Source organism: Pseudomonas sp. NFPP12 (genome assembly GCF_900103205.1).
GTDB lineage: Bacteria > Pseudomonadota > Gammaproteobacteria > Pseudomonadales > Pseudomonadaceae > Aquipseudomonas > Aquipseudomonas protegens.
On record NZ_FMWW01000003.1, the window covers coordinates 570,252 to 592,561 of the forward strand.

20 protein-coding genes are annotated in these 22,310 nt (G+C 62.5%); 11 read left to right on the plus strand and 9 right to left on the minus strand.

Features of this window, described 5'->3' with window-relative positions; all coding sequences use genetic code 11:
- Nucleotides 1-9: 9 nt before the first annotated feature.
- Nucleotides 10-1,191, minus strand: coding sequence for an amino acid ABC transporter permease (locus BLS75_RS15430; RefSeq protein ID WP_011059400.1), 1,182 nt, complete (start codon nt 1,189-1,191; stop codon nt 10-12).
- 65 nt (nt 1,192-1,256) lie between these two features.
- On the minus strand, nt 1,257-2,285 hold the full coding sequence (locus BLS75_RS15435) for an amino acid ABC transporter substrate-binding protein (RefSeq protein ID WP_011059399.1): 1,029 nt from the start codon (nt 2,283-2,285) through the stop codon (nt 1,257-1,259).
- A 476-nt stretch (nt 2,286-2,761) separates the two neighbouring features.
- Here BLS75_RS15435 and BLS75_RS15440 point away from each other — a divergent pair, with 476 nt between their 5' ends.
- The 5 genes from BLS75_RS15440 (at nt 2,762) to BLS75_RS15460 (ending at nt 7,982) form a co-directional block, all read left to right on the plus strand.
- Nucleotides 2,762-3,418, plus strand: coding sequence for an alpha/beta hydrolase (locus BLS75_RS15440; protein ID WP_011059398.1), 657 nt, complete (start codon nt 2,762-2,764; stop codon nt 3,416-3,418).
- A gap of 97 nt (nt 3,419-3,515) precedes the next feature.
- Entirely contained in the window at nt 3,516-5,012 is a 1,497-nt protein-coding gene (gene rhlB, locus BLS75_RS15445) for an ATP-dependent RNA helicase RhlB (RefSeq protein WP_015634252.1), read from the plus strand.
- A 140-nt stretch (nt 5,013-5,152) separates the two neighbouring features.
- Nucleotides 5,153-6,106, plus strand: coding sequence for an ornithine cyclodeaminase family protein (locus BLS75_RS15450; RefSeq protein ID WP_072451214.1), 954 nt, complete (start codon nt 5,153-5,155; stop codon nt 6,104-6,106).
- 33 nt (nt 6,107-6,139) lie between these two features.
- Nucleotides 6,140-7,279 (plus strand): NAD(P)/FAD-dependent oxidoreductase, encoded by a 1,140-nt coding sequence (locus BLS75_RS15455; protein WP_072451215.1) that lies wholly within the window; start codon nt 6,140-6,142, stop codon nt 7,277-7,279.
- A gap of 73 nt (nt 7,280-7,352) precedes the next feature.
- Nucleotides 7,353-7,982, plus strand: a complete 630-nt coding sequence (locus BLS75_RS15460; protein ID WP_011059395.1) for a helix-turn-helix transcriptional regulator — start codon at nt 7,353-7,355, stop codon at nt 7,980-7,982.
- 94 nt (nt 7,983-8,076) lie between these two features.
- On the opposite strand, the gene BLS75_RS15465 is transcribed toward BLS75_RS15460, so the two are convergent.
- From BLS75_RS15465 to moaC, 4 genes are all read right to left on the minus strand, one after another.
- Complete coding sequence (locus BLS75_RS15465; RefSeq protein WP_053149145.1) at nt 8,077-8,853, minus strand: ABC transporter substrate-binding protein; 777 nt, start codon at nt 8,851-8,853, stop codon at nt 8,077-8,079.
- 218 nt (nt 8,854-9,071) lie between these two features.
- Complete coding sequence (moaE, locus tag BLS75_RS15470; RefSeq protein WP_015634248.1) at nt 9,072-9,524, minus strand: molybdopterin synthase catalytic subunit MoaE; 453 nt, start codon at nt 9,522-9,524, stop codon at nt 9,072-9,074.
- 1 nt (nt 9,525) lies between these two features.
- Nucleotides 9,526-9,768: a MoaD/ThiS family protein gene (locus BLS75_RS15475; protein ID WP_011059392.1), complete on the minus strand. Its 243-nt coding sequence runs from the start codon at nt 9,766-9,768 to the stop codon at nt 9,526-9,528.
- On the minus strand, nt 9,765-10,238 hold the full coding sequence (moaC, locus tag BLS75_RS15480; protein WP_011059391.1) for a cyclic pyranopterin monophosphate synthase MoaC: 474 nt from the start codon (nt 10,236-10,238) through the stop codon (nt 9,765-9,767). Before moaC ends, BLS75_RS15475 begins: the two co-directional genes overlap by 4 nt.
- Before the next feature lie 180 nt (nt 10,239-10,418).
- Here moaC and BLS75_RS15485 point away from each other — a divergent pair, with 180 nt between their 5' ends.
- Nucleotides 10,419-10,865, plus strand: coding sequence for a DMT family transporter (locus BLS75_RS15485; protein WP_072451216.1), 447 nt, complete (start codon nt 10,419-10,421; stop codon nt 10,863-10,865).
- A gap of 9 nt (nt 10,866-10,874) precedes the next feature.
- On the opposite strand, the gene BLS75_RS15490 is transcribed toward BLS75_RS15485, so the two are convergent.
- The 3 genes from BLS75_RS15490 to BLS75_RS15500 form a co-directional block, all read right to left on the minus strand.
- The gene (locus tag BLS75_RS15490; RefSeq protein WP_072451217.1) at nt 10,875-11,792 is read right to left on the minus strand and encodes a LysR substrate-binding domain-containing protein; all 918 of its coding nucleotides are present in this window, start codon (nt 11,790-11,792) and stop codon (nt 10,875-10,877) included.
- Nucleotides 11,793-11,906: 114 nt separating this feature from the next.
- The gene (locus BLS75_RS15495) at nt 11,907-13,301 is read right to left on the minus strand and encodes a PhoH family protein (RefSeq protein WP_011059380.1); all 1,395 of its coding nucleotides are present in this window, start codon (nt 13,299-13,301) and stop codon (nt 11,907-11,909) included.
- 346 nt (nt 13,302-13,647) lie between these two features.
- On the minus strand, nt 13,648-14,772 hold the full coding sequence (locus BLS75_RS15500; protein ID WP_072451218.1) for a polysaccharide deacetylase family protein: 1,125 nt from the start codon (nt 14,770-14,772) through the stop codon (nt 13,648-13,650).
- A gap of 211 nt (nt 14,773-14,983) precedes the next feature.
- Here BLS75_RS15500 and yaaA point away from each other — a divergent pair, with 211 nt between their 5' ends.
- From yaaA to algK, 5 genes are all read left to right on the plus strand, one after another.
- A complete protein-coding gene (yaaA, locus tag BLS75_RS15505; RefSeq protein WP_011059378.1) occupies nt 14,984-15,763 on the plus strand; it encodes a peroxide stress protein YaaA in 780 nt (259 codons plus the stop codon).
- A gap of 813 nt (nt 15,764-16,576) precedes the next feature.
- Nucleotides 16,577-17,893: a nucleotide sugar dehydrogenase gene (locus BLS75_RS15510; RefSeq protein ID WP_072451219.1), complete on the plus strand. Its 1,317-nt coding sequence runs from the start codon at nt 16,577-16,579 to the stop codon at nt 17,891-17,893.
- 139 nt (nt 17,894-18,032) lie between these two features.
- Entirely contained in the window at nt 18,033-19,517 is a 1,485-nt protein-coding gene (gene alg8, locus BLS75_RS15515; protein WP_176876755.1) for a mannuronan synthase, read from the plus strand.
- Between the two features lie 35 nt (nt 19,518-19,552).
- Nucleotides 19,553-20,722: an alginate biosynthesis protein Alg44 gene (locus tag BLS75_RS15520; protein WP_011059375.1), complete on the plus strand. Its 1,170-nt coding sequence runs from the start codon at nt 19,553-19,555 to the stop codon at nt 20,720-20,722.
- A gap of 83 nt (nt 20,723-20,805) precedes the next feature.
- The gene (gene algK / locus BLS75_RS15525; RefSeq protein ID WP_239690671.1) at nt 20,806-22,245 is read left to right on the plus strand and encodes an alginate biosynthesis TPR repeat lipoprotein AlgK; all 1,440 of its coding nucleotides are present in this window, start codon (nt 20,806-20,808) and stop codon (nt 22,243-22,245) included.
- The last annotated feature ends 65 nt before the right edge of the window (nt 22,246-22,310 follow it).

Here is a 22,310-nt window from a genome sequence, read left to right on the forward strand (position 1 = left end):
GGCGCTTCCTCACCGCTCGATCAGCGCAATGCGCTTGTTGTACCAGTTCATCAGCAGGGAAATGCTGATGCTGATCGCCAGGTACACGCTCATGGTGATGGCAATGACTTCAATGGCCTGGCCGGTCTGGTTGAGCACCGTGCCGGCAAACAGCGAAACCATTTCCGGGTAGCCGATACCGGCTGCCAGGGAAGAGTTCTTCGCCAGGTTCAGGTATTGGCTGGTCAGCGGCGGAATGATCACCCGCAGGGCCTGGGGAATGATTACCTTGCGCAGGGTCGGGCCGTTGCGCAGCCCCAGGGAGCGGGCCGCCTCGGTCTGGCCGTGGCTCACCGACTTGATCCCGGACCGCACGATCTCGGCGATGAACGCCGCGGTGTAGACAGTCAGGGCCAGTGTCAGGGCCAGCAGCTCGGGAATCAGCACCCAGCCGCCGACGAAGTTGAACCCCGCCAGCTTCGGCATCTCCCAGTGCACCGGCGAGCCGAAGATCAGCGTGCACAGCGCGGGAATCACCAACAGCAGGCCCAGGCCGCTCCAGAACTTGTGAAAAGGCACGCCGGTGGCCTCAAAGCGCCGGTTGGCCCAGCGGCACATCAGCGCGATGGCGCCGATGGCCAGGACCAGGCTTGCGACAAACGCCCAGAAACCGGGGGCCATCTGCGCCGCCGGCATGTTCAGGCCGCGGCTGCTGACGAAGAACATATCGCCGAAGTTGTGGCTGTTGCGCGGCCCCGGCATGGTCAGGAATACCGCGAAGTACCAGAACAGGATCTGCAGCAGCGGCGGAATGTTGCGGAACACTTCCACATACACCGTCGCCAGCTTGCTGATGATCCAGTTCGGCGACAGCCGCGCCACACCGATGATGAACCCCAGCAGGGTCGCGAGAATCACCCCGATAAAGGTCACCAGCAGGGTGTTGAGCAGGCCGATGACGAACACCCGGGCATAACTGTCCGCTTCGGTGTAGGCAATCAGGTGTTGCGCGATGCCGAACCCGGCGCTGCGCTCGAGAAAGTCGAAACCCGAGGTGATCCCTCGGTGCTGGAGGTTGGTTTGCGTGTTGTCGAACAGAAACCAGCCCAGTGAAACCACCGCCACCAGGGTGATGATCTGGAACAGCCAGGCGCGCACACGGGGATCGCTGAGGCTGAGCCTCTGCTTGGGTGCGCCGATTGTATTTTGCATGAAGTGCCCCAGGAATAATGGAACAGAACATCACCCGGCGGTTGACCCGCCGGGTGATAGAACCATCAGCGCACAGGTGGTGCGTATTGGATGCCGCCGTTGTTCCACAGCGCGTTCAGGCCGCGGTCGATGGCCAGTGGCGTGCTCTTGCCGAGGTTTTTCTCGAACACTTCACCGTAGTTACCTACTTGCTTGACGATCTGCACCACCCAGTCCTTCGGCAGTTTCAGGTCTTTGCCGTATTCACCGTCCGCGCCCAGCAGACGTGCAACATCAGGGTTCTTGGTGGATTTGGCTTCAGCCTCGACGTTCTTCGAGGTGACGCCCGCCTCCTCGGCGTTGAGCATGGCGAACAGGGTCCACTTGACGATGCTGAACCACTCTTCGTCGCCCTTGCGCACCACCGGGCCCAGGGGCTCCTTGGAGATGGTTTCCGGCAGAACGACATAGTCGGTAGGGGTTGCCAGCTTGCTGCGCTGTGCGTAAAGCTGGGATTTGTCGGAGGTCAGTACGTCGCAACGCCCGGACTCCAGGGACTTGGCGCTTTCGTCAGAGGTATCGAAAGTGATCGGGGTGTATTTCAGACCATTGCCACGGAAGTAGTCCGACACGTTCAGTTCGGTAGTAGTACCGGCTTGAATACAGATAGTCGCACCGTCCAGCTCTTTGGCGCTTTTTACGCCCAGTTTTTTGTTCACCAGGAAACCGATCCCGTCGTAATAGGTGACGCCGGCGAACACCAGGCCCATGCCCGCATCGCGGGAACTGGTCCAGGTGGTGTTGCGCGACAGCACGTCGATCTCGCCGGACTGCAGCGCAGTGAAGCGCTCCTTGGCGTTCAACTGGCTGAACTTGACCTTGGTCGCATCGCCGAACACCGCAGCCGCCACCGCGCGGCAAACGTCGGCATCGATGCCGAGGATCTTGCCGGTGGCATCCGGTACCGAGAAGCCCGGCAAACCGTCACTGACGCCGCATTGCACGAATCCTTTCTTCTGTACTGCATCGAGGGTCGCACCCGCCTGTGCGAAACCGCTCATACCCAGCACCGTTGCTGCCGTGACGGCAGCCAGGGTGGATTTCAACATCTTCATTCAAACCTCCAATTTTGCTCTTGTTGTGTCGGAGCTTAAGTCCTGCCGCACCCTCATGAGGCGCTGTTGACCCGTGTCGGCTTTTTTATGGGGTCAAGCGGCGTAAGACCTTAGCTATGAGTCTAGTAGGAGAAATCCACGTAATAGGGGGCCTACATCTCACCAATCGGCCGAACGGGCTGTAGCCCTTCGCAGTTCGCAAAGCCCGTAGCGGCCAGTGGCGAACCTTCATCAGAGGAGGCTGGCTATCCCATCGCCTGCGGTAGCCTGTTAGTGTTACCGCCGGCGGACAGGGCTTTCACCTGGACTCCTCTTTCTGAGCCATAGCAAAGCCCGTACCACAGTCCCGGCTAAAGCGTTTCAGCCAGTGGTCAACAGTAAAACGTTCAACCGTGCGACATCTTCTTCACCGATCAACCGGGCGCGCCCTTCACTCACGCACTCAATCAGCGCGCACGCACACAAATGGAGCAGCCATGACCGAGCCCTTGATTCTTCAGCCCAGCAAGCCCGCAGATGCCTGTGTGATCTGGCTTCACGGCCTGGGAGCGGACCGTTACGACTTCCTGCCGGTAGCCGAGATGCTGCAGGAAACCCTGCTGAGCACGCGCTTCGTATTGCCCCAGGCGCCGACCCGGGCAGTGACCATCAATGGCGGATATGCCATGCCCAGCTGGTACGACATTCTGGCCATGAACCCGGCCCGCGCCATCAGCCGTGAACAGCTCGAGGAATCGTCTGACGAGGTCATCAGACTGATCGAAGAACAACGCACCAGCGGAATAGACGCATCGCGAATTTTCCTCGCCGGTTTCTCCCAGGGTGGCGCCGTTGTACTGCACACCGCCTTCCTCAAATGGCAGGGTCCATTGGGTGGCGTACTTGCCCTGTCCACCTATGCCCCGACCTTCAGCGATGAACTGCAACTATCGGCCAGCCAACAGCGGATTCCGGTGCTTTGCCTGCACGGCCAGTACGACGAAGTGGTGCAGAACGCCATGGGCCGCACTGCCTATGAGTACCTGAAGCAGCATGGTGTCACCGTGACATGGCAGGAATACCCAATGGAACACGAGGTGTTACCAGAGGAAATCCGCGACATCGGTACCTGGCTGAGCGAGCGCTTGCGCTAGAAAATCCGCGCGCCGTGCCCCCGGCGAGCAACAGACTACGCCGCGCCCGCTTCTTGCATTACACTGGCCGGCGTACATTCCTTAACCAATTGATGAGATGACCGTGCTCAAAGCACTCAAGAAAATCTTCGGTAAAAGCGAGGCTGAGCCGCTCGCGCCAAGCCCCAGTGCCCCCTCCCCCAGTTCCAGCAGCCGTCATGACGGCCGTCAGCCGGAACGGAGCGCACCCGCTACCGCAGCTAAAAAAGAACCGGTGAACACACCGGCCACCCCTTCCGCTCCCAAAGCCCCACGCCAAGAGAAGCCCAAGGCCGAGCAACCCAAAGCTGAGCAGCCGCGTCGCCCGCGCGCGCCGAAACCGCCGGTCAGCACCTGGAAACTCGAAGACTTCGTGGTCGAACCCCAGGAAGGCAAGACCCGCTTCCACGACTTCAAGCTCGCTCCGGAACTGATGCACGCCATCCAGGACCTGGGCTTTCCCTATTGCACGCCAATCCAGGCCCAGGTGCTGGGCTATACCCTGGCGGGCAAGGACGCCATCGGCCGGGCCCAGACCGGTACCGGCAAGACCGCCGCATTCCTGGTGTCGATCATCACCCAGCTGCTGCAGACCCCGCCGCCCAAGGAGCGCTACATGGGCGAACCACGGGCGCTGATCATCGCTCCGACCCGGGAGTTGGTGGTACAGATCGCCAAGGATGCCGCGGCGCTGACCAAGTACACCGGCCTCAACGTCATGACCTTCGTTGGCGGCATGGATTTCGACAAGCAGCTCAAGCACCTGGAAGCGCGCCACTGCGACATCCTGGTCGCCACCCCGGGCCGCCTGCTGGACTTCAACCAGCGCGGCGACGTGCACCTGGACATGGTCGAAGTGATGGTGCTGGACGAAGCCGACCGCATGCTCGACATGGGCTTCATCCCGCAGGTACGGCAGATCATTCGCCAGACGCCCCCCAAGAGCGAGCGCCAGACCCTGCTGTTCTCCGCCACCTTCACCGAAGACGTGATGAACCTGGCCAAGCAATGGACCACCGACCCGGCCATCGTCGAGATCGAAGCCGAGAACGTCGCCAACGCCAACGTCGAACAGCACATCTATGCCGTGGCCGGCGCCGACAAGTACAAGCTGCTGTACAACCTGGTCACCGACAACGGCTGGGAACGGGTGATGGTCTTCGCCAACCGCAAGGATGAAGTGCGACGCATCGAGGAACGCCTGGTACGCGATGGGGTGAACGCCGCCCAGCTGTCCGGCGACGTGCCGCAGCACAAGCGGATCAAGACCCTGGAAGGCTTCCGCGAAGGCAAGATCCGGGTCCTGGTGGCCACCGACGTGGCCGGCCGCGGCATCCACATCGACGGCATCAGCCACGTGATCAACTTCACCCTGCCGGAAGTGCCGGACGACTACGTGCACCGCATCGGCCGGACCGGTCGCGCCGGTGCCGACGGCGTATCCATCAGCTTCGCCGGCGAAGACGACTCCTACCAGCTGCCATCGATCGAAGCCCTGCTGGGCCGCAAGATCAGCTGCGAAATGCCGCCCGCCGAACTGCTGCGCCCGGTGGAGCGCAAGCGCCCGCAAGCCTGACGGCCGGCGCTCCCGCAGCGCCCCGGCAACCTGAAGAAACGCAGCCCGACCACAGGCTGCGTTTTTTTTCGCCTGGATATTGCCCGCCAAAACTAAAAGTCCATAATAGACAAATTAGTTTAAATCCTGGGAGCCTTTGCATGTCCAGCACGCCTTACGTGATTGCCCGCCCCGAGGCCCGTCAATTGCTCGAACGCATCGACGTGCCGCAGATCCTGCGCAAACTGTTCCGCGACCTGGCTGCCGGGCTCGCCGTGCAACCGGCGCAGCAACTGGTGGAGTTTCCCCAGGGGGCCGGCGACTTCATCAATTACCTGGGGGTGCTGGCCGAAGACCGGGTGTACGGGGTCAAGACCTCGCCCTACATCGTCCGTACCGAAGGCGCGCTGGTCACCGCCTGGACGTTGCTGATGTCCATGGACAGCGGCCAGCCGTTGCTGCTGTGCGACGCCGCCGAACTGACCACCGCCCGTACCGCGGCCACCACAGCGGTCGCGGTCGACGCCCTGGCGCCCCCCACAACCCGGCACCTGGCGATCATCGGTAGCGGCGCGGTGGCCCAGGCGCACTTGCGCTATGTGCAGGACCTGCGCCCCTGGCAGAGCATCCGCCTCTACTCCCCGAGCCTGGCGAACAAGCCCGCCGCGGAGCTTGCCCGCCTGCAAGCCCTCGACCCGCGCTTGCAACTGGTGGCCCGGCTTGAGGACGCCACCGAGGGCGCCGACGTGATCATGCTCTGCACCTCGTCCGCCGGACCCGTGCTGGATCCGAGCAGCCTCGGCAAGCCGGCGCTGATCACCTCCATCAGCACCAATGCGCCACGGGCCCACGAAGTGCCGCCCGCGGCCCTGGCACAGATGCAGGTCTACTGCGACTACCGGCGCACCACGCCGGGCTGCGCCGGTGAAATGCTGATCGCCGGCGAACAGCACGGCTGGGACAGTGCGGCGATTCTCGGCGACCTGCCGGAGTTGCTCAGCGAACAGGCCCCGCTCCCGGATGCCGAACGCCCGGTGTTCTTCCGTTCCATCGGCCTGGGCCTGGAAGACATCGCCCTGGCCAATGCCCTGTACCACCTGCGGCGCCCGCAGTAACAACTACTGCTCGCCCCTATTGCGGAGCTTCGAATGATCCAGGCAGATTTCATCATCATTGGCGGCGGTATCGCCGGAGCGTCCACCGGCTACTGGCTGTCGCCCCATGGCCGGGTGGTTGTGCTGGAGCGTGAATCCCATCCCGCCTATCACTCCACCGGCCGCTCCGCAGCGCTCTATACCGCCGCCTACGGCACCGCCCAGGTGCGCGCCCTGACCCTGGCCAGCCGGGCCTTCTTCGACCAGCCGCCGCAGGGTTTCTGCGAGCACCCGCTGCTGACCCCGCGGGGTGAAATGACCGTGGACTTCACCGGTGATCCGGCCGAGCTGAACAACCAGTACCTGAGCGCCAGGGCCACGGTGCCGGAGATGCAACTGCTGAGCGCCGACGAAGCCTGCGCGCGCCTGCCGATCCTGCGCCGGGAAAAGGTCCATGGCGCGCTCTACGACCCCAGCGCCAGCGATATTGACACCGACGCCCTGCACCAGGGCTACCTGCGGGGCATCCGCCGCAACCAGGGCCAGGTCTGCACCGACCATGAGGTGCTGGGGATCGAGCGCGACAGCCAAGGGCAGTGGCAGGTGCGAACGGCCGCTCAGGCGTTCAGTGCGCCGGTGTTGATCAATGCCGCCGGGGCCTGGGCCGACCACATCGGCACAATGGCCGGAGCCCGCGCCCTGGGCCTGCAGCCCAAGCGCCGCGCGGCTTTCATCTTCGCCGCCGCCGAAGGCCTGGACTTTCACCACTGGCCAATGCTGGTGAGCCTGGATGAATCCTTCTACATGAAGCCCGACGCCGGCATGTTCCTCGGCTCACCGGCCAATGCCGATCCGGTTGAACCCCACGATGTGCAACCCGAAGAACTGGACATTGCCCTGGGTATCCACCAGATCGAAGAAGCCACCACCCTGAGCATCCGTCGTCCAACCCGGACCTGGGCCGGGCTGCGCAGCTTTGTCAGCGACGGCGATCTGCTGGCCGGTTTCGACCTGCAGGTTCCGGGGCTGTTCTGGGTTGCCGGCCAGGGCGGCTACGGTATCCAGACCTCGCCGGCCATGGGCCAGGCCAGCGCCGCCCTGGTGCGAGGTGCCCCCTTGCCGGAACACCTGACCCGCTTCGGCCTCACGCCTGACATGCTCTCCCCGGCCCGCCTCGACCGAACCACCGGTTGAGGCGCCCCCAACGATTGCGGCACACTCCCAGCGCCCGCTGCCGGCGGGCGCTGAAGCTGCCTGGAGTACGACCATGACCTCACCTGCAAAGGACCCTGCCCTGGACAATTTCCGGGCGATTGCCGATGCCATTGCCACCCTGTTCTTCCCCCATGCCGAGGTGGTGCTCCACGACCTGCGTACACAGAAGATCGACTACATCGCCAACAACCTGTCCAAACGCGAAGTGGGCGACGACGCAGCCCTGGAAGACCTGCTCAGTGGCGACCGCGACGAGCGCAACATCGGCCCCTATGAAAAACTCAACTGGGACGGACAGAAGATCCGCAGCCTCAGCAGCGTGCTGCGCGACAGCCAAGGCCAGCCCCAGGCGGTGCTGTGCATCAACCTGAACATCTCGCTGTTCGAAAACGCCAAGGCGGCGCTGGACCTGTTTCTGTCGCCGAGCAAACTGATTCCCCAGCCCGACTCGCTGTTTCGCGATGACTGGCAGGAGCGGATCAACACCTTCCTGCACAACTGGCTGCGCGAGCGCCAGCTGGGGCTGAACCTGCTGACCCGCGATCACAAGCGCGAACTGGTGCTGGCGCTGCACGCCGAGGGCGCCTTCAAGGGCAAGAGCGCCTCCAACTACGTGGCCAACGTGCTGAACATGGGCCGGGCGACGGTGTACAAGCACCTGAAGGAATTGAAGGGACAATAAAGGTTCGCGAGCAAGCTCGCTCCTACGCGGAATTGCACAACACCTGTAGGAGCGAGCTCGCTCGCGAAGGCGTCCTCAAGAACGCCACAATGTCTCAATCCCCATAGATATCCGACTTGAAGTACTTGGCCTGGATCTTCTGATATTCACCATTGGCCCGAATATCATCGATGGCCTTGTTCAACTCGCCCACCAGTTCACTGTTGCCCTTGCGCACGGCAATCCCGGCGCCCTCGCCGACGTACTTCGGATCTTTGAGCTCAGGCCCGACAAAGGCGTAGGCGGCCCCCCGGGGCATCGACAGAAAGTCGGCCAGCGGAATGCTGTCGGCAAAGATCGCGTCCAGGCGCCCGGCCGCCAGGTCCATGTAGATCTCCTCGTTGTTGCTGTAGCGCACCACCTTGATGCCCTTGGGCTCGAACACCTCCGTGGCATAGCGGTCGGTGGTGGTGGAGCGCTGCACGCCCACGGTCTTGCCCTTGAGGCTGGCGTACTGGTCGTCCACCTCGGCGCCCTTCTTCATCACCAGGCGCGACGACGTGAAGTAGTACTTGTGGGTGAAATCCACGGATTTGCGGCGCTCGGCGGTAATGGTCATGGAGGACAGCGCAGCGTCGATCTTCTTCACCTTCAGCGAAGGAATCAGGCCGTCGAACTCGCCCTCGATCCACTCGCACTTGACCTGCATCTGCGCGCACAGGGCATTGCCGATGTCGTAGTCGAAACCACCGATCTTGCCCTCGGCGGTCTTGAAGGCAAATGGCGGGTACGCCGCCTCGATGCCCAGGCGCAGGGTCTTTTCGGCCGCGAACAGGCTGCTGCACGCCAACAGGCTCAAGGCCAGGCCACTGATCAGGGGGAGTTTTTTCATGTTCGTTCTCTCGCGGGTTGTTGTTGGTTTGGCAAGACAGAAAGAAGAGGAGAAACAGGCGACGCTTTATTTGTACTTGTTAATCCATACTGGACTTTTACGTACATATCGTCAACGACGCGCGCAACGACTTATCTCCAGCGGTCGGCGGGAACAGTCGCAGTCGATTGCAGGTTGGATTGCGGCGGGCTCAGGCGCCGCCGGCAAGTATCAGGGGATCAGTCTTTCCAGCGCGCGGCCGCCGCATGGTCGCTGTCGCGACCTTCGACCCAGCGCGGGCCGTCGGCGGTGTTTTCCTTTTTCCAGAAAGGCGCCCGGGTCTTCAGGTAATCCATGACAAAGGCACAGGCATCGAACGCCGCCTGGCGATGGGCACTGGCCGCACCGACAAACACAATGGGCTCGCCCGGCTCCAGGGCGCCGATGCGGTGCAGCACTTCCAGTTGCAACAGCGGCCAGCGCTGCTCGGCTTCGGCGGCGATCTTGCCCAGGGCCTTTTCGGTCATGCCCGGGTAGTGCTCAAGAAACATGCCGTGGACATCCTGCCCATCATTGAAATCGCGCACGTAGCCGACAAAGCTGACCACCGCACCCACCCCGGTATCCGCGGCGTGCATGGCGTTGACTTCAGCCCCGGGATCGAACGCTGCTGACTGCACTCGAATCGCCATCTCAACCTCCGGTCACCGTGGGAAAAAACGCCACTTCGTCGCCGTCTTCCAGGGGTTCGTCCAGCTGGCACAGCTCTTCATTGCGGGCGCACATCAGGTTCTGCTCAGCCAATACCTCGGCCCCGTCCCGGGACAGCAACGCCTGGCGCACATCCTCGACCTGCTGGAACACGCCTTCGATCTCCAGCCCGTCAATGCCCAGGGCCTCGCGGTAGCGAGCGAAAAATTTCACCGAGATCTTCATGCCTGATCCGCCTGGTAATGGCCGCTCTTGCCGCCGAGCTTCTCCAGCACCCGAACGCTGTCGATGGTCATGCCCCGGTCCACCGCCTTGCACATGTCATAGATGGTCAGCGCGGCGACGCTGGCGGCGGTCAGCGCCTCCATTTCCACCCCGGTCTGCCCCGATAGCTTGCAACGCGCAACGATGTGCACGCAGTCCTCGCCTTCGGCACTGAGCTCGACCTTGACACTGGTAAGCATCAACGGATGGCACAGGGGGATCAGGTCACTGGTTTTCTTGGCCGCCTGGATCCCGGCGATGCGCGCCACGGCGAATACATCGCCCTTGGGGTGACCGCCGCTGACGATCATCTGCAGGGTTTGCGGGAGCATGCGTACCCGCGCTTCGGCCACCGCCTCGCGAAAGGTCACGGCCTTGTCGGTGACGTCGACCATATTGGCGCGCCCCTGGGAATCGAGATGAGTCAGCACGGCGTTACTCCTGATCTGGTGGCGGCGATTGTAAACCCGCGGGTCAGTTTTTCGCACGGGGCATCTGCCCGCGCCAAACGGCAATCAGCCCGACGAATATCCCGCATTAGAACAACGAATTGGAGCCCGACGGCGGATAAACGTACAACAGTGCCTACGTTCAAAAAAGGAAGTCGCTCCATGGCCTTGTTCGTTTCGATCCTGCTCAGCCTGCTCGCCGGTTTCGCCGTGCCCCTCCAGGCCGGCACCAACGCCCGCCTGGGCACCCTGCTGGGGCATCCACTGTGGGCCACCGGCGTTTCGCTGCTGATCAGCCTGCTGGTGCTGGGGAGCCTGCTGCTGTTGATCAAGGTGCCCAAGCCCAATCTCGTGGCCGCACTCCAAGGCCCCTGGTGGATCTGGATGGGCGGCCTGGCCGGGGTGCTCTACATCACCGTGGCGCTGTTGATGGCGCCCCGCCTGGGGGCGCTGAACTTCATCATGGCGGTGATCATCGGCCAGTTGCTGATCTCGCTGATCATCGACTACTTCGGGCTGGTGGGCCTGCCGCGCAAGGACATCAGCCTGCAGAAGCTGATCGGCGTGCTGGTGGTGATCGGCGGTTTCGTCATTACCACCCGGGGCTGAGGGGCCGTCTCAGTCCTGGGCCGCGCTGGCCAGCCGGATCTGCTCACGCAACCAGCGATGCGCCAGGTCATCGCTGAAACGCGAATGCCAGATCTGCACGAACTTGAAGGGTGCAATATTCAGCGGTGGGGTCAAGCGCAGCAGCCCGGGCTGCAGCGGGATCTCGTCCAGGGTGCGGCTGGCCACGGTGAGGATCAGGTCGGTGCCGCGGATCAGGTTCGGCGCCGCGCCCCAATGAGGCACGCTGACCGCAATCTGTCGCAGCAGGCCTTCGTCTGCCAGGCACTGATCGACCTCACCATTGAAGCAACCATCCATCGATACCTGCAAATGCGGGCGCGCCAGATAGGTGCTCAAGTCCAGGCTTTGCTCCTCGCCCAAGGTGCTGCCATCCACCAGGCAAGAGAAGGTCTCTTCAAACAGAACCTCCTTGACGATCTCTCCCCCGAGGCTGGGAAACACCCCCAGTGCCAGGTCGATCTGGCCTTGGGCAATCTGCTCGGACATCTGGTGCCGGCTGCCCTGGGTCACCACCAGGCGCATCAGTGGCGCCTCGCCGCGCAGGCGCACCAACAACCGGGGAAGGACAATGGCCGCTGCATAATCCGACATCGTCAGGTGAAAGATCCGCTGGGAGGTGGCCGGGTCGAAATCCAGAGATTTGCCGAGCAAGGTCTCGATCTGGCTGAGAATCTCTCTGAGAGGTGCCTGCAGGCTGCGGGCCAACGGGCTGAGCAGCACGTCATTGCCCTGGCGGATCAGCAGCGGATCATCCAGCAACACCCGCAGCTTGCCCAGGGAATGGCTGATGGCCGGCTGGCTCAGGTGCAGGCGCTCGCCGGTGCGAGTCACATGTTTTTCTGTCAGCAAGGCATCGAGGATTACCAACAGATTCAGGTCGATATTGCGCAGGGAGACGCGAGTCATCCGGTGTTTTCCAACTGGGGAACGCTCGGCGGCGGGAGCGCAGGATAACCCGAGGCCCGGGCCCGGATACAAAACGGGCGACCCGAAGGCCGCCCGTGCTGGAAGCAAATGGCGTTACAGATGGCTCTCCGCGTATTCCGCCAGGATCGAGCGCGGCACCCCTTGCAGGGTGATGTGCACACCGTTGGGGAAGTCCTTGAAACGTTCGGTGAGGTAGGTCAGGCCAGAACTGGTGGCCGACAGGTAGGGGGTATCGATCTGTGCCAGGTTGCCCAGGCACACCACTTTGGAACCGGCGCCGGCACGGGTGATGATGGTCTTCATCTGGTGCGGGGTGAGGTTCTGGCATTCGTCGATCAGGATCAGGCTCTGCTGGAAGCTGCGGCCGCGAATGTAGTTCAGGGATTTGAACTGCAACGGCACCTTGCTGAGGATGTAGTCGACGCTGCCGTGGGTGTTCTCGTCATCCATGTGCAGGGCTTCGAGGTTGTCGGTGATGGCGCCCAGCCAGGGTTCCATCTTCTCCGCCTCGGTGCCGGGCAGGAAGCCGATCTCCTGGTCCAGCCCCTGCACGCTGCGGGTGGCGATGATGCGCCGGTAGCGCTTGCTGACCATGGTCTGCTCGATAGCGGCGGCCAGGGCCAGGATGGTCTTGCCCGAGCCCGCGGCGCCGGACAGGTTGACCAGGTGGATATCCGGATCGAGCAGCGCGTACAGCGCCAGGCCCTGGTAGATGTCCCGCGGTTTCAGGCCCCAGGCTTCCTGGTGCAACAGGGGTTCCTGATGCAGGTCGAGGATCAGCAGCACATCGGCGCGGATTTCCTTGATCCAGCCGACAAAGCCCTGTTCGTCGATGATGAATTCATTGATGTGCACCGCCGGCAGGTTGTCGATCAACTGCACCTGGTGCCAGGTACGGCCATGGTCCTGGCGGGTTTCCACCTTGCTTACGCGGTCCCAGAACGAGCCGCTCATGTTGTGGAAACCATTGGGCAGCAGGGAAACGTCGTCCACCAACTGGTCGGTGCTGTAGTCCTCGGCGGCGATCCCGCAGGCCCGCGCCTTGAGACGCATGTTGATATCTTTAGTCACCAGCACCACGGGCAGGTCCTTGTTGCGCGCGTGCAGGTCGATCAACTGGTTGATGATGATGTTGTCGTTGAGGTTGTCCGGCAACAGGCTGGTGGGCTCGTTGCGCTTGCTCATGAGGATCGACAGCAAGCCCTTGGGCCCGCTCTTGCCACGCTGGATCGGTACGCCCAGCTCGACGTCCTCGGGTGAGGCTTCACCCAGGGTCTTGTCGATCAGGCGGATGGCCTGGCGGCATTCGGCGGCCACGCTGTGATGCCCGCTCTTGAGCTTGTCCAGCTCTTCGAGGACGGTCATGGGGATGGCGACGTGGTGTTCTTCGAAATTCAGTAAGGCGTTTGGATCGTGAATCAATACATTGGTATCGAGTACATAAAGGATTGGCTGGTTGGAAGAAGAGCTACGTCCGTGGTCATCCATACTCGGTCACCTTATGTGGGAGCCAGTCGACGCAATACCATGGGGTATCGCGCCTCGAAGGGCCACCGAATTCACCCGCGGGGGTTCAGGTGACCTGCACACACAAGGAGTCTTGGGAGACGCCACCTGTGTCGCAGGTTTCGGCGGTCTGAGTTCGTAATACTCCAAAAACCGTGACAGGAAAAAGCACTTTGACGCTTTTTTGATGTTTATTTTGCAGAGTGACGAATAGCCCTTGGCGAGTGGCCCGGGCACCGTTAAAGTCGGAAGTCCGCCTGCCTCGAAATCCCGCTGTTTTTCCCCTCTTCAGCCGCCATTTCTCCCTGTTTGCGCAGGCTGTTTCGTTTCAGCGAAATGCATCCTGGCAGTCTTCCCAACCGATGCCGCTCTGCGCGGTCTGGGCCAGCAACCAGGGCAGGCTGCTCTTGACCCCATCCTGCTTGGCATTGAAGGCGATCACCCCGCGTCGCCACAACAGCATCAAGGTCAACACTCTTTGCCCGCTGTCCTCGGCCTTGAGCTTGCCGGCGCCGTCCTGGGCGTCGATGTCCCATAGCGCCACCTGCATGCCCTGGGCATTGAAGAAGCCCTGGGCGTCGGCGCGACGCTGGCCATAGGGCGGGCGGAACAGCGGCACGTAGTTTTCCGGCAGCTTGCTTTTCACCAGGTCGGCGCTGCGCTGGATCGAGTACTGCCAGTCCTGCCAATGGCTGTGGGAACGGAATTCCCACCCCTGGACCCCAACGCACTGCCGGGAATACAGGGATTGCAGGCTGGCCACCGAAGCCTTGTCGAGACGGTTCTGGATATCGTTGCCAAGAACGAAGAAGGTGCCGCTGAGGTTGGCCTTGCGCAGGTAGTTGGTGAGCCAGGGCGTGTTGTCCGGCGCCAGGTTGGCGGCGCTGTCGAAGGTCAGCAGAAACAGCCGGTCATTGAGCTCGTCGCCATTGCGCTCGTAGTCGCCAAAGCGCAGCACTTCGCTGCTGGTCTGCGGTGACAGCGCGGCCTTGCGCAGCAATTCGTCCAGGTACTGCTCGTGGAAGGTCCGGCTCGGCTCGCCCCAGCGTGCGTAGTAGGAGTCCTGCGCCAGATGGAACTTGCCGGCCTGCTTGCGCAACTGCTGCATGTTTTCCACCAGGTAACAGAAGGACGCGTCCTGATCGCAGCTCTGCTGGGCGAAGTTGTAGTTATCCAGCAGGCGCTGCCACAGATGCTCGCGCAGCTCAGTGATCGCCTCCATATTGATCATCCGCAGGCCCAGGCGCTGCTTCATCGAGGCCTCGTCCCAGGCTTCGCTGATCAGCAAGGCGCGAGCGAAGGTGAGGATCTCGGCCCGCGAGGCGACGTCGAACAGGGTCGGATTGTCGAGCTTTTCCGGCCAGGTACTGCGGTCCAGGGTCGCCACATCATTGGGCGCTGCCAGCACGCTGAAACTCAGAAGCCAGGCCGAGAAGAGAAACGCGATACGCAAAAGGGATGCCTCCAGAACAAAACCCGCGCCGCACTATAGCCGATCTGTGCCAGGAATCAGGGCCCCTTCGCCGGCAAGCCGGCTCCTACAGGCTCGTGCAGGAGCCGGCTTGCCGGCGAACCGCGATCAGCGGTCATGACTATCGCCATCATAGGTGGAGTCCGGGCGCCCGAGCCCCTAGAATCCCCCGACGCCAAAAGGAGACGACCCCATGCTGATGGTGATTTCACCCGCCAAGACCCTCGATTACGAAACACCGCCGGTTACCCAGCGCTTCACCCAGCCGCAATACCTCGACCACTCCCAGGAACTGATCCAGCAACTGCGGGAACTGACCCCGGCGCAGATCAGCGAACTGATGCACGTATCCGACAAGATCGGCGGGCTCAATGCCGCGCGCTTCGGTAGCTGGACCCCGGCCTTCACTCCAGACAACGCCAAGCAGGCGCTGCTGGCGTTCAAGGGCGACGTCTATACCGGGCTCAACGCCGAAACCCTCAGCGAGGCGGATTTCGACTACGCCCAGCAACACCTGCGCATGCTTTCCGGCCTGTACGGCCTGCTGCGCCCCCTGGACCTGATGCAGCCCTATCGCCTGGAAATGGGCACCAAGCTGGCCAACGCCCGGGGCAAGGACCTGTATGCCTTCTGGGGCACCCGCATCAGCGAATGGCTGAACGAGGCCCTGGCCGAGCAAGGTGACGACCTGCTGCTGAACCTGGCTTCCAACGAGTACTTCTCGGCAGTCAAGCGCACGGCCCTGAACGCGCGGATCATCAATACCGAGTTCAAGGACCTGAAGAACGGCCAGTACAAGATCATCAGTTTCTATGCCAAGAAAGCCCGTGGCCTGATGAGCCGCTTCGTCATCCAGGAGCGCATCAACGACCCCGCTCAGCTCAAGCAATTCGACGTCCAGGGCTACCGCTTCAGCGCGGAGCAGTCCAAAGCCGACAACCTGGTATTCCTGCGCGACCACGCACCGGAATAAAGCGTTCCCCTGCCGCGCTCGTTTCCAACCGGCGAGCGCGCCAGAATGTGATCATCCGCACATTCCCCGCCTTTAATAAGCCAATTTCTTGGCGCCATAGAACTTTCAGCGTTTTGCCTAACTTTTATTTCACTCGACAGCCCTGATTTTTTTCAGTAGTGGCACCACTTTTTTTATTCGGTAGTGGCACAAAAATATCCCCTCGCTTCAACTCCCCATAACTAAAGGCTCAAACCGTTAGTGCTATCAGTTTGAGAGCAGTGCCATCTTTCTCAATATTTCAAGAAATTTCGAAAAACAGGATGAGCGGGCAGGAACTATGCCTTCAGACACCGCTCATACCACCGGTAACGATTCTCAACGAGGTTGTAGGAGATGACTTACACGGACTCACGAGGAACTAATCAAGTTTCAACATTGATTTGACCAACGAGTCACAAACTTGAACTAAAGGGTAAACAAACGGAGATAAGGCACCTCAACTATCCCCTAACGAGCCAAGGAACAGCTGGCCTTCAAGGCCCTCGAAAACAACTGGAGAGCCCGTACTACGTGGCATCCAGCCATCCACAGGAACGCGGATGGTTTTTCTCGAGAGGCCTGCAGCAGGAGCCGCCGGCAACATTCAAGGGCAAGTCAAAACAACATGGATCGGTTGCGCACAACTTGAGTGCATTTATTTAGTCACTCGGAACTTAGTCTGCCTGCACACGGCACTACAGCGTACCTCGCTGGACTTCCGAGTGCGCAACAACAGCTGGCAAACATTAACTCCGGCCATCTAATGGCGTGAATAACACAGAGGTAAATGCGATGCGCATCAGCATATTTGGTTTGGGTTACGTCGGTGCAGTATGTGCCGGTTGCCTGTCCGCACGGGGCCATGAAGTGGTTGGCGTAGATATCTCCAAAGACAAGATCGACCTGATCAACGCCGGCAAGTCGCCGATCGTCGAACCGGGCCTGGGCGAACTTCTGGCGCAAGGAATCCAGACTGCTCGTCTGCGTGGCACCACCAACTTCGCCGAGGCCATTCGCGATACCGACCTGTCGATGATCTGCGTCGGTACCCCGAGCAAGAAGAACGGCGACCTGGAACTGGACTACATCGAATCGGTGTGCCGCGAGATCGGTTTCGTCCTGCGCGACAAGGCCACCCGCCACACCATCGTGGTGCGCAGCACCGTGCTGCCGGGCACCGTGAAGAACGTGGTGATCCCGATCCTCGAAGACTGCTCGGGCAAGAAGGCCGGGGTGGATTTCGGCGTTGCGGTGAACCCCGAGTTCCTGCGTGAAAGCACCGCGATCAAGGACTACGACTTCCCGCCCATGACCGTGATCGGCCAGTTCGACCAGGCCTCCGGCGATGTGCTGCAAGCGCTGTACGAAGAGCTCGATGCACCGATCATCCGCAAGGACATCGAAGTCGCCGAGATGATCAAGTACACCTGCAACGTCTGGCACGCCACCAAGGTCACCTTCGCCAACGAGATCGGCAACATCGCCAAGGCGGTGGGCGTGGACGGCCGTGAAGTGATGGACGTGGTCTGCCAGGACAAGACCCTCAACCTGTCCCAGTACTACATGCGCCCGGGCTTCGCCTTCGGCGGCTCGTGCCTGCCCAAGGACGTGCGCGCCCTGACCTACCGCGCCGGCTCCCTGGACATTGAGGCGCCCCTGCTCAACTCGCTGATGCGCAGCAATGAATCCCAGGTGCAGAACGCCTTCGACATCGTTTCCAGCCATGACAAGCGCAAGGTCGCCCTGCTGGGCCTGAGCTTCAAGGCCGGCACCGACGACCTGCGCGAGAGCCCGCTGGTGGAACTGGCGGAAATGCTCATCGGCAAGGGCTTCGACCTGAGCATCTACGACAGCAACGTCGAGTACGCCCGGGTTCACGGCGCCAACAAGGACTACATCGAGTCGAAGATCCCCCACGTTTCGTCCCTGCTCAACTCGGACTTCGACGCGGTAATCGGCAAGTCCGACGTGATCATTCTCGGCAACCGCGACGAGAAGTTCCGCGCCCTGGCCGAAGACGTGCCCCACGGCAAGCAGGTCATCGACCTGGTGGGCTTCATGTCCAAGGCTACCTGCAGCAAAGGCCGTACCGAAGGGATCTGCTGGTAAGGGTTCGCCAGCCAGCCGGCTCCTACCCCATCCCCGTAGGAGCTGGCTGGCCAGCGATCTGGCCCTCCCAGATCTCCATGCCTGCCTTAACCCCCCTCGGGCCACCCCACAGGCTCGCCCGAGACCTTGATGGACGCAGATTATGCACAGGCTAAAGCACGGCCTGCTTCAGGCCGCCGGTTGGCTGTTCTACTTGAGTTTGCTGATGGGCATGGCCTTGTTGCTGCCCGCCTCGACCTTCGACTCACAGTCCAAGGACTTCATTTTCCTGATTGGCGCCGTGGGCATCTGGCGCTACTCGATGGGTGCCACGCACTTCGTGCGCGGCATGCTGTTTCTCTACGTGGTCTACCCGCACCTGCGGCGCAAGGTGCGCAAGCTCGGCAGCGCGGCGGACCCGTCCCATGTGTACCTGATGGTCACCAGCTTCCGGATCGACGCGCTGACCACCGCCCAGGTCTACGGCTCGGTCATCCGTGAAGCCATCGACTGCGGCTTCCCCACCACCGTGGTCTGCTCGATCGTGGAAATGTCCGACGAGCTGCTGGTGAAAAGCCTGTGGGCGCGGATGAACCCGCCGGAGCGGGTCAAGCTGGACTTCGTGCGCATCCCCGGCACCGGCAAGCGTGATGGCCTGGCCTTCGGCTTTCGTGCCATCTCCCGCCACCTGCCGGACAGCCGCGCCGTGGTAGCGGTGATCGACGGTGACACCGTGCTCGGCGAAGGCGTGGTACGCAAGACCGTGCCCTGGTTCCAGCTGTTCGGCAATGTCGGCGGCCTGACCACCAACGAATTCTGCGAAGTGCGCGGCGGCTACATCATGAGCGAATGGCACAAGCTGCGCTTCGCCCAGCGCCACATCAACATGTGCTCCATGGCCCTGTCCAAGCGCGTGCTGACCATGACCGGGCGCATGTCGGTATTCCGCGCCACCGTGGTCACCGACCCGGACTTCATCGCCGACGTGGAAAGCGACTCCCTGCAGCACTGGCGCCTGGGCCGCTTCAAGTTCCTTACCGGCGACGACAAATCCAGCTGGTTCAGCCTGATGCGCCTGGGCTACGACACCTTCTACGTGCCTGACGCGGCAATCAACACCGTGGAGCACCCGCCGGAGAAGAGCTTCATCAAGGCCAGCCGCAAGCTGATGTTCCGCTGGTACGGCAACAACCTGCGGCAGAACTCCCGGGCCCTCGGCCTGGGCATGAAACGCCTGGGACTGTTCACCAGCGTGGTGCTGTTCGACCAGCGCGTGTCGATGTGGACCTCGCTGCTGGGCCTGACCGTGGCGATCATCGCCAGCTTCAAGTACGGCACCGCCTTCATCCTGGCCTACCTGCTATGGATCGGCATTACCCGCCTGATCCTGACCCTGCTGCTGTCCTGCTCGGGGCACCGCATCGGCCCGGCCTACCCCTTGATTCTCTATTACAACCAGATCGTCGGCGCGCTGGTGAAGATCTACGTGTTCTTCCGCCTCGACCAGCAATCCTGGACCCGCCAGGACACCAAGCTGACCCGCGACCTGGCCAGTTTTCAACGTTGGTTCAACACCTGGTCGTCTCGGACCATGACCTTCTCGGCCGGCAGCGTGTTCGTCGCTGTCCTGCTGCTGATGGTCTGAACCGCCTTGCCTGAATTAACTAGGAAATCGACTCTATGAACACCGCCGTGAACGTCAATGTAGTGCATGAATCCGAAGCCCAACGCCAGCACGCCCGGGTCAAGATCCCGGCCAAGCTGCGCTTCTTCGGAACCGAGGCCAAGCCTCTTGAAGTGCGGGTCCACGACCTCTCCGCCGGCGGCCTGAGCTTCAACGCCGGGCAGCAGATGCTGACCGTGGGCGAAGTGCACAAGGGCCGCCTGCAATTTGTCATCGACAACCTCGGCCTGGCCATGGACGTCGAGCTGCAGGTCCGCTCCTTCGATCGCCAGAGCGGCCGGGTCGGTTGCCAGTTCCAGAACCTCGAACCCCAGGACATCTCCACCCTGCGCCACCTGATCACCTCGCACCTGGCCGGCGACATCGTCAGCATGGGCGACGTGCTCGCCACCCTGCAGCGCGACAACTTCACCAAGGCGCGCAAGAACAAGGACAGCGGCAGCGGCATGACTCCGCTGGGGCGCCTGCGGGCGGTGACCTTCAGCGCCGGGATCTTCATCGTCGGCCTTGCCGCCTTCGGTTTCATCCTCAAGTCGGTGTACGGCATGTATTTCGTCAGCCACGCCGAGGCCGGCCTGGTCAACGTTCCGGGGATGAACGTCACCATGCCGCGCGACGGCACCGTGCAGAGCCTGGTGCAGACCGATGGCAGCGTCGCCAAAGGCGCGCCCCTGGCCAGCTTCAGCACCAGCATGCTGGACGTGCTCAAGGGCCACCTGGACGAAAACCAGCTGCAACCGGCCAAGGTCGAGGAACTGTTCGGCAAGCAGATGACCGGCACCCTGACCTCCCCCTGCGACTGCACCGTGGCCCAGCAACTGGTGGCCGACGGGCAGTACGCCAGCAAGGGCGACGTGATCTTCCAGCTGGTGCCGCGCAATAGCCTGGCCAATGTCGAGGCGCGGTTCTCCTACCGCCAGTTCGGCGACGTGCGCCCGGGCACCAAGGTCAACTTCCAGATCGCCGGCGAGGATGAAGTGCGCACCGGCACCATCGTCAGCAGCGCCAGTCTCAACAGCAACGACCTGTCCTCCGACATCCGCGTACAGATCAAGCCCGACGCGCCCCTGAGCAGCGCCTTCGCCGGCCGCCCGGTGGAAGTCAGCAGCGACCGCGGCCCGTCGATGAACTGGCTGATCGACAAAGCCATGGCTGCGGGTCTGTAACCATGAGAGTGCCTACCCAGCTCCCTGTAGCCGCTGCCGCAGGCTGCGCCCGGCCGCGCAGCGGACGCCATCCGGCCGACTCGATGCTCCCCGACAACCAGCACGAGCGCTTCGCGCTCGATCGCAGCCTGCGGCAGCGGCTACAGGGTTCGGTATTGCCTTTGGTCGCGGCGCTGGCCCTGGCCGGTTGCGCCGGCCTGCCGGACCAGCGCCTGGCCAACGAGGCCCTGAAGCGCGGCGACACCGCCCTGGCCCAGCAGAACTACCGCCAACTGGCAGACCTGGGCTACAGCGAAGCGCAAGTGGGCCTGGCCGACATTCAGGTGGAAAGCCGCGACCCGGCGCAGATCAAGCAGGCCGAGGCCACCTACCGCGCCGCAGCCGACACCTCGCCCCGTGCCCAGGCGCGCCTGGGGCGCCTGCTGGTGGCCAAGCCCGGCTCCAGCGAGGCCGAGCAGCACGAAGCCGAAGGCCTGCTGAAGAAAGCCTTCGCCAATGGCGAAGGCAACACCCTGATTCCCCTGGCGATGCTGTACCTGCAATACCCCCACAGCTTCCCCAACGTCGACGCCCAGCAGCAGATCAGCCAATGGCGCGCCGCCGGCTACCCGGAAGCCGGTCTGGCCCAGGTCCTGCTGTACCGCACCCAGGGCACCTACGACCAGCACCTGGACCAGGTGGAAAGCATCTGCAAGGCCGCCCTCGACAGCACCGACATCTGCTACGTCGAGCTGGCCACCGTCTACCAGAAACGCGGCCAGCCAGAACAGCAGGCCGAGCTGATCAAGCGACTGCAGGCCGGCTACAGCCGTGGCAGCGTCAGTGCCCAGCGGGTCGACAGCGTGGCCCGGGTACTGGGCGATGCCAGTCTTGGCAAGCCGGACGAAAAGACCGCCCAGGCCCTGCTGGAACAGGTCGCCCCCGGCTACCCGGCCTCCTGGGTCAGTCTGGCGCAACTGCTCTACGACTTCCCCGAGCTGGGTGACGTCGACAAGATGATGGAATACCTGGAGAACGGCCGCGCCGCCGACCAGCCCCGGGCCGAACTGCTGCTGGGCAAGCTCTACTACGAAGGCAAGTGGGTGCCGGCGGACGCCAAGGTGGCCGAGGCGCACTTCCAGAAAGCCGTGGGCCGCGAAGTCGCCGCCGACTACTACCTGGGGCAGATCTACCGCCGTGGCTATCTGGGCCAGGTGTACCCGCAAAAAGCCCTGGACCACCTGCTGACGGCTGCCCGCAACGGCCAGAACAGCGCCGACTTCGCCATTGCCCAGCTGTTTTCCCAGGGCCGCGGCACCGCGCCCAACCCGGTCAACGCCTACGTCTTCAGCCAGTTGGCCAAGGCCCAGGACACCCCACAGGCCAACGAACTGGCCCAGCTGCTGGATCAACAACTGCCCCCCGGCCAGCGCGCCGAAGCCCAGCGCCTGCTGCAACAGGAGCAGGCGGTACGCGGAGCCCTGACCCAGAACACGCTGCAACTGCACGCGCTGCAGGAAGAAGACGGCGAGGAATCCCTATGAAGTCCATCCCATTCAACACCGCCCCTGTAGCCGCTGCCGCAGGCTGCGACCAAGCGCGAAGCGCT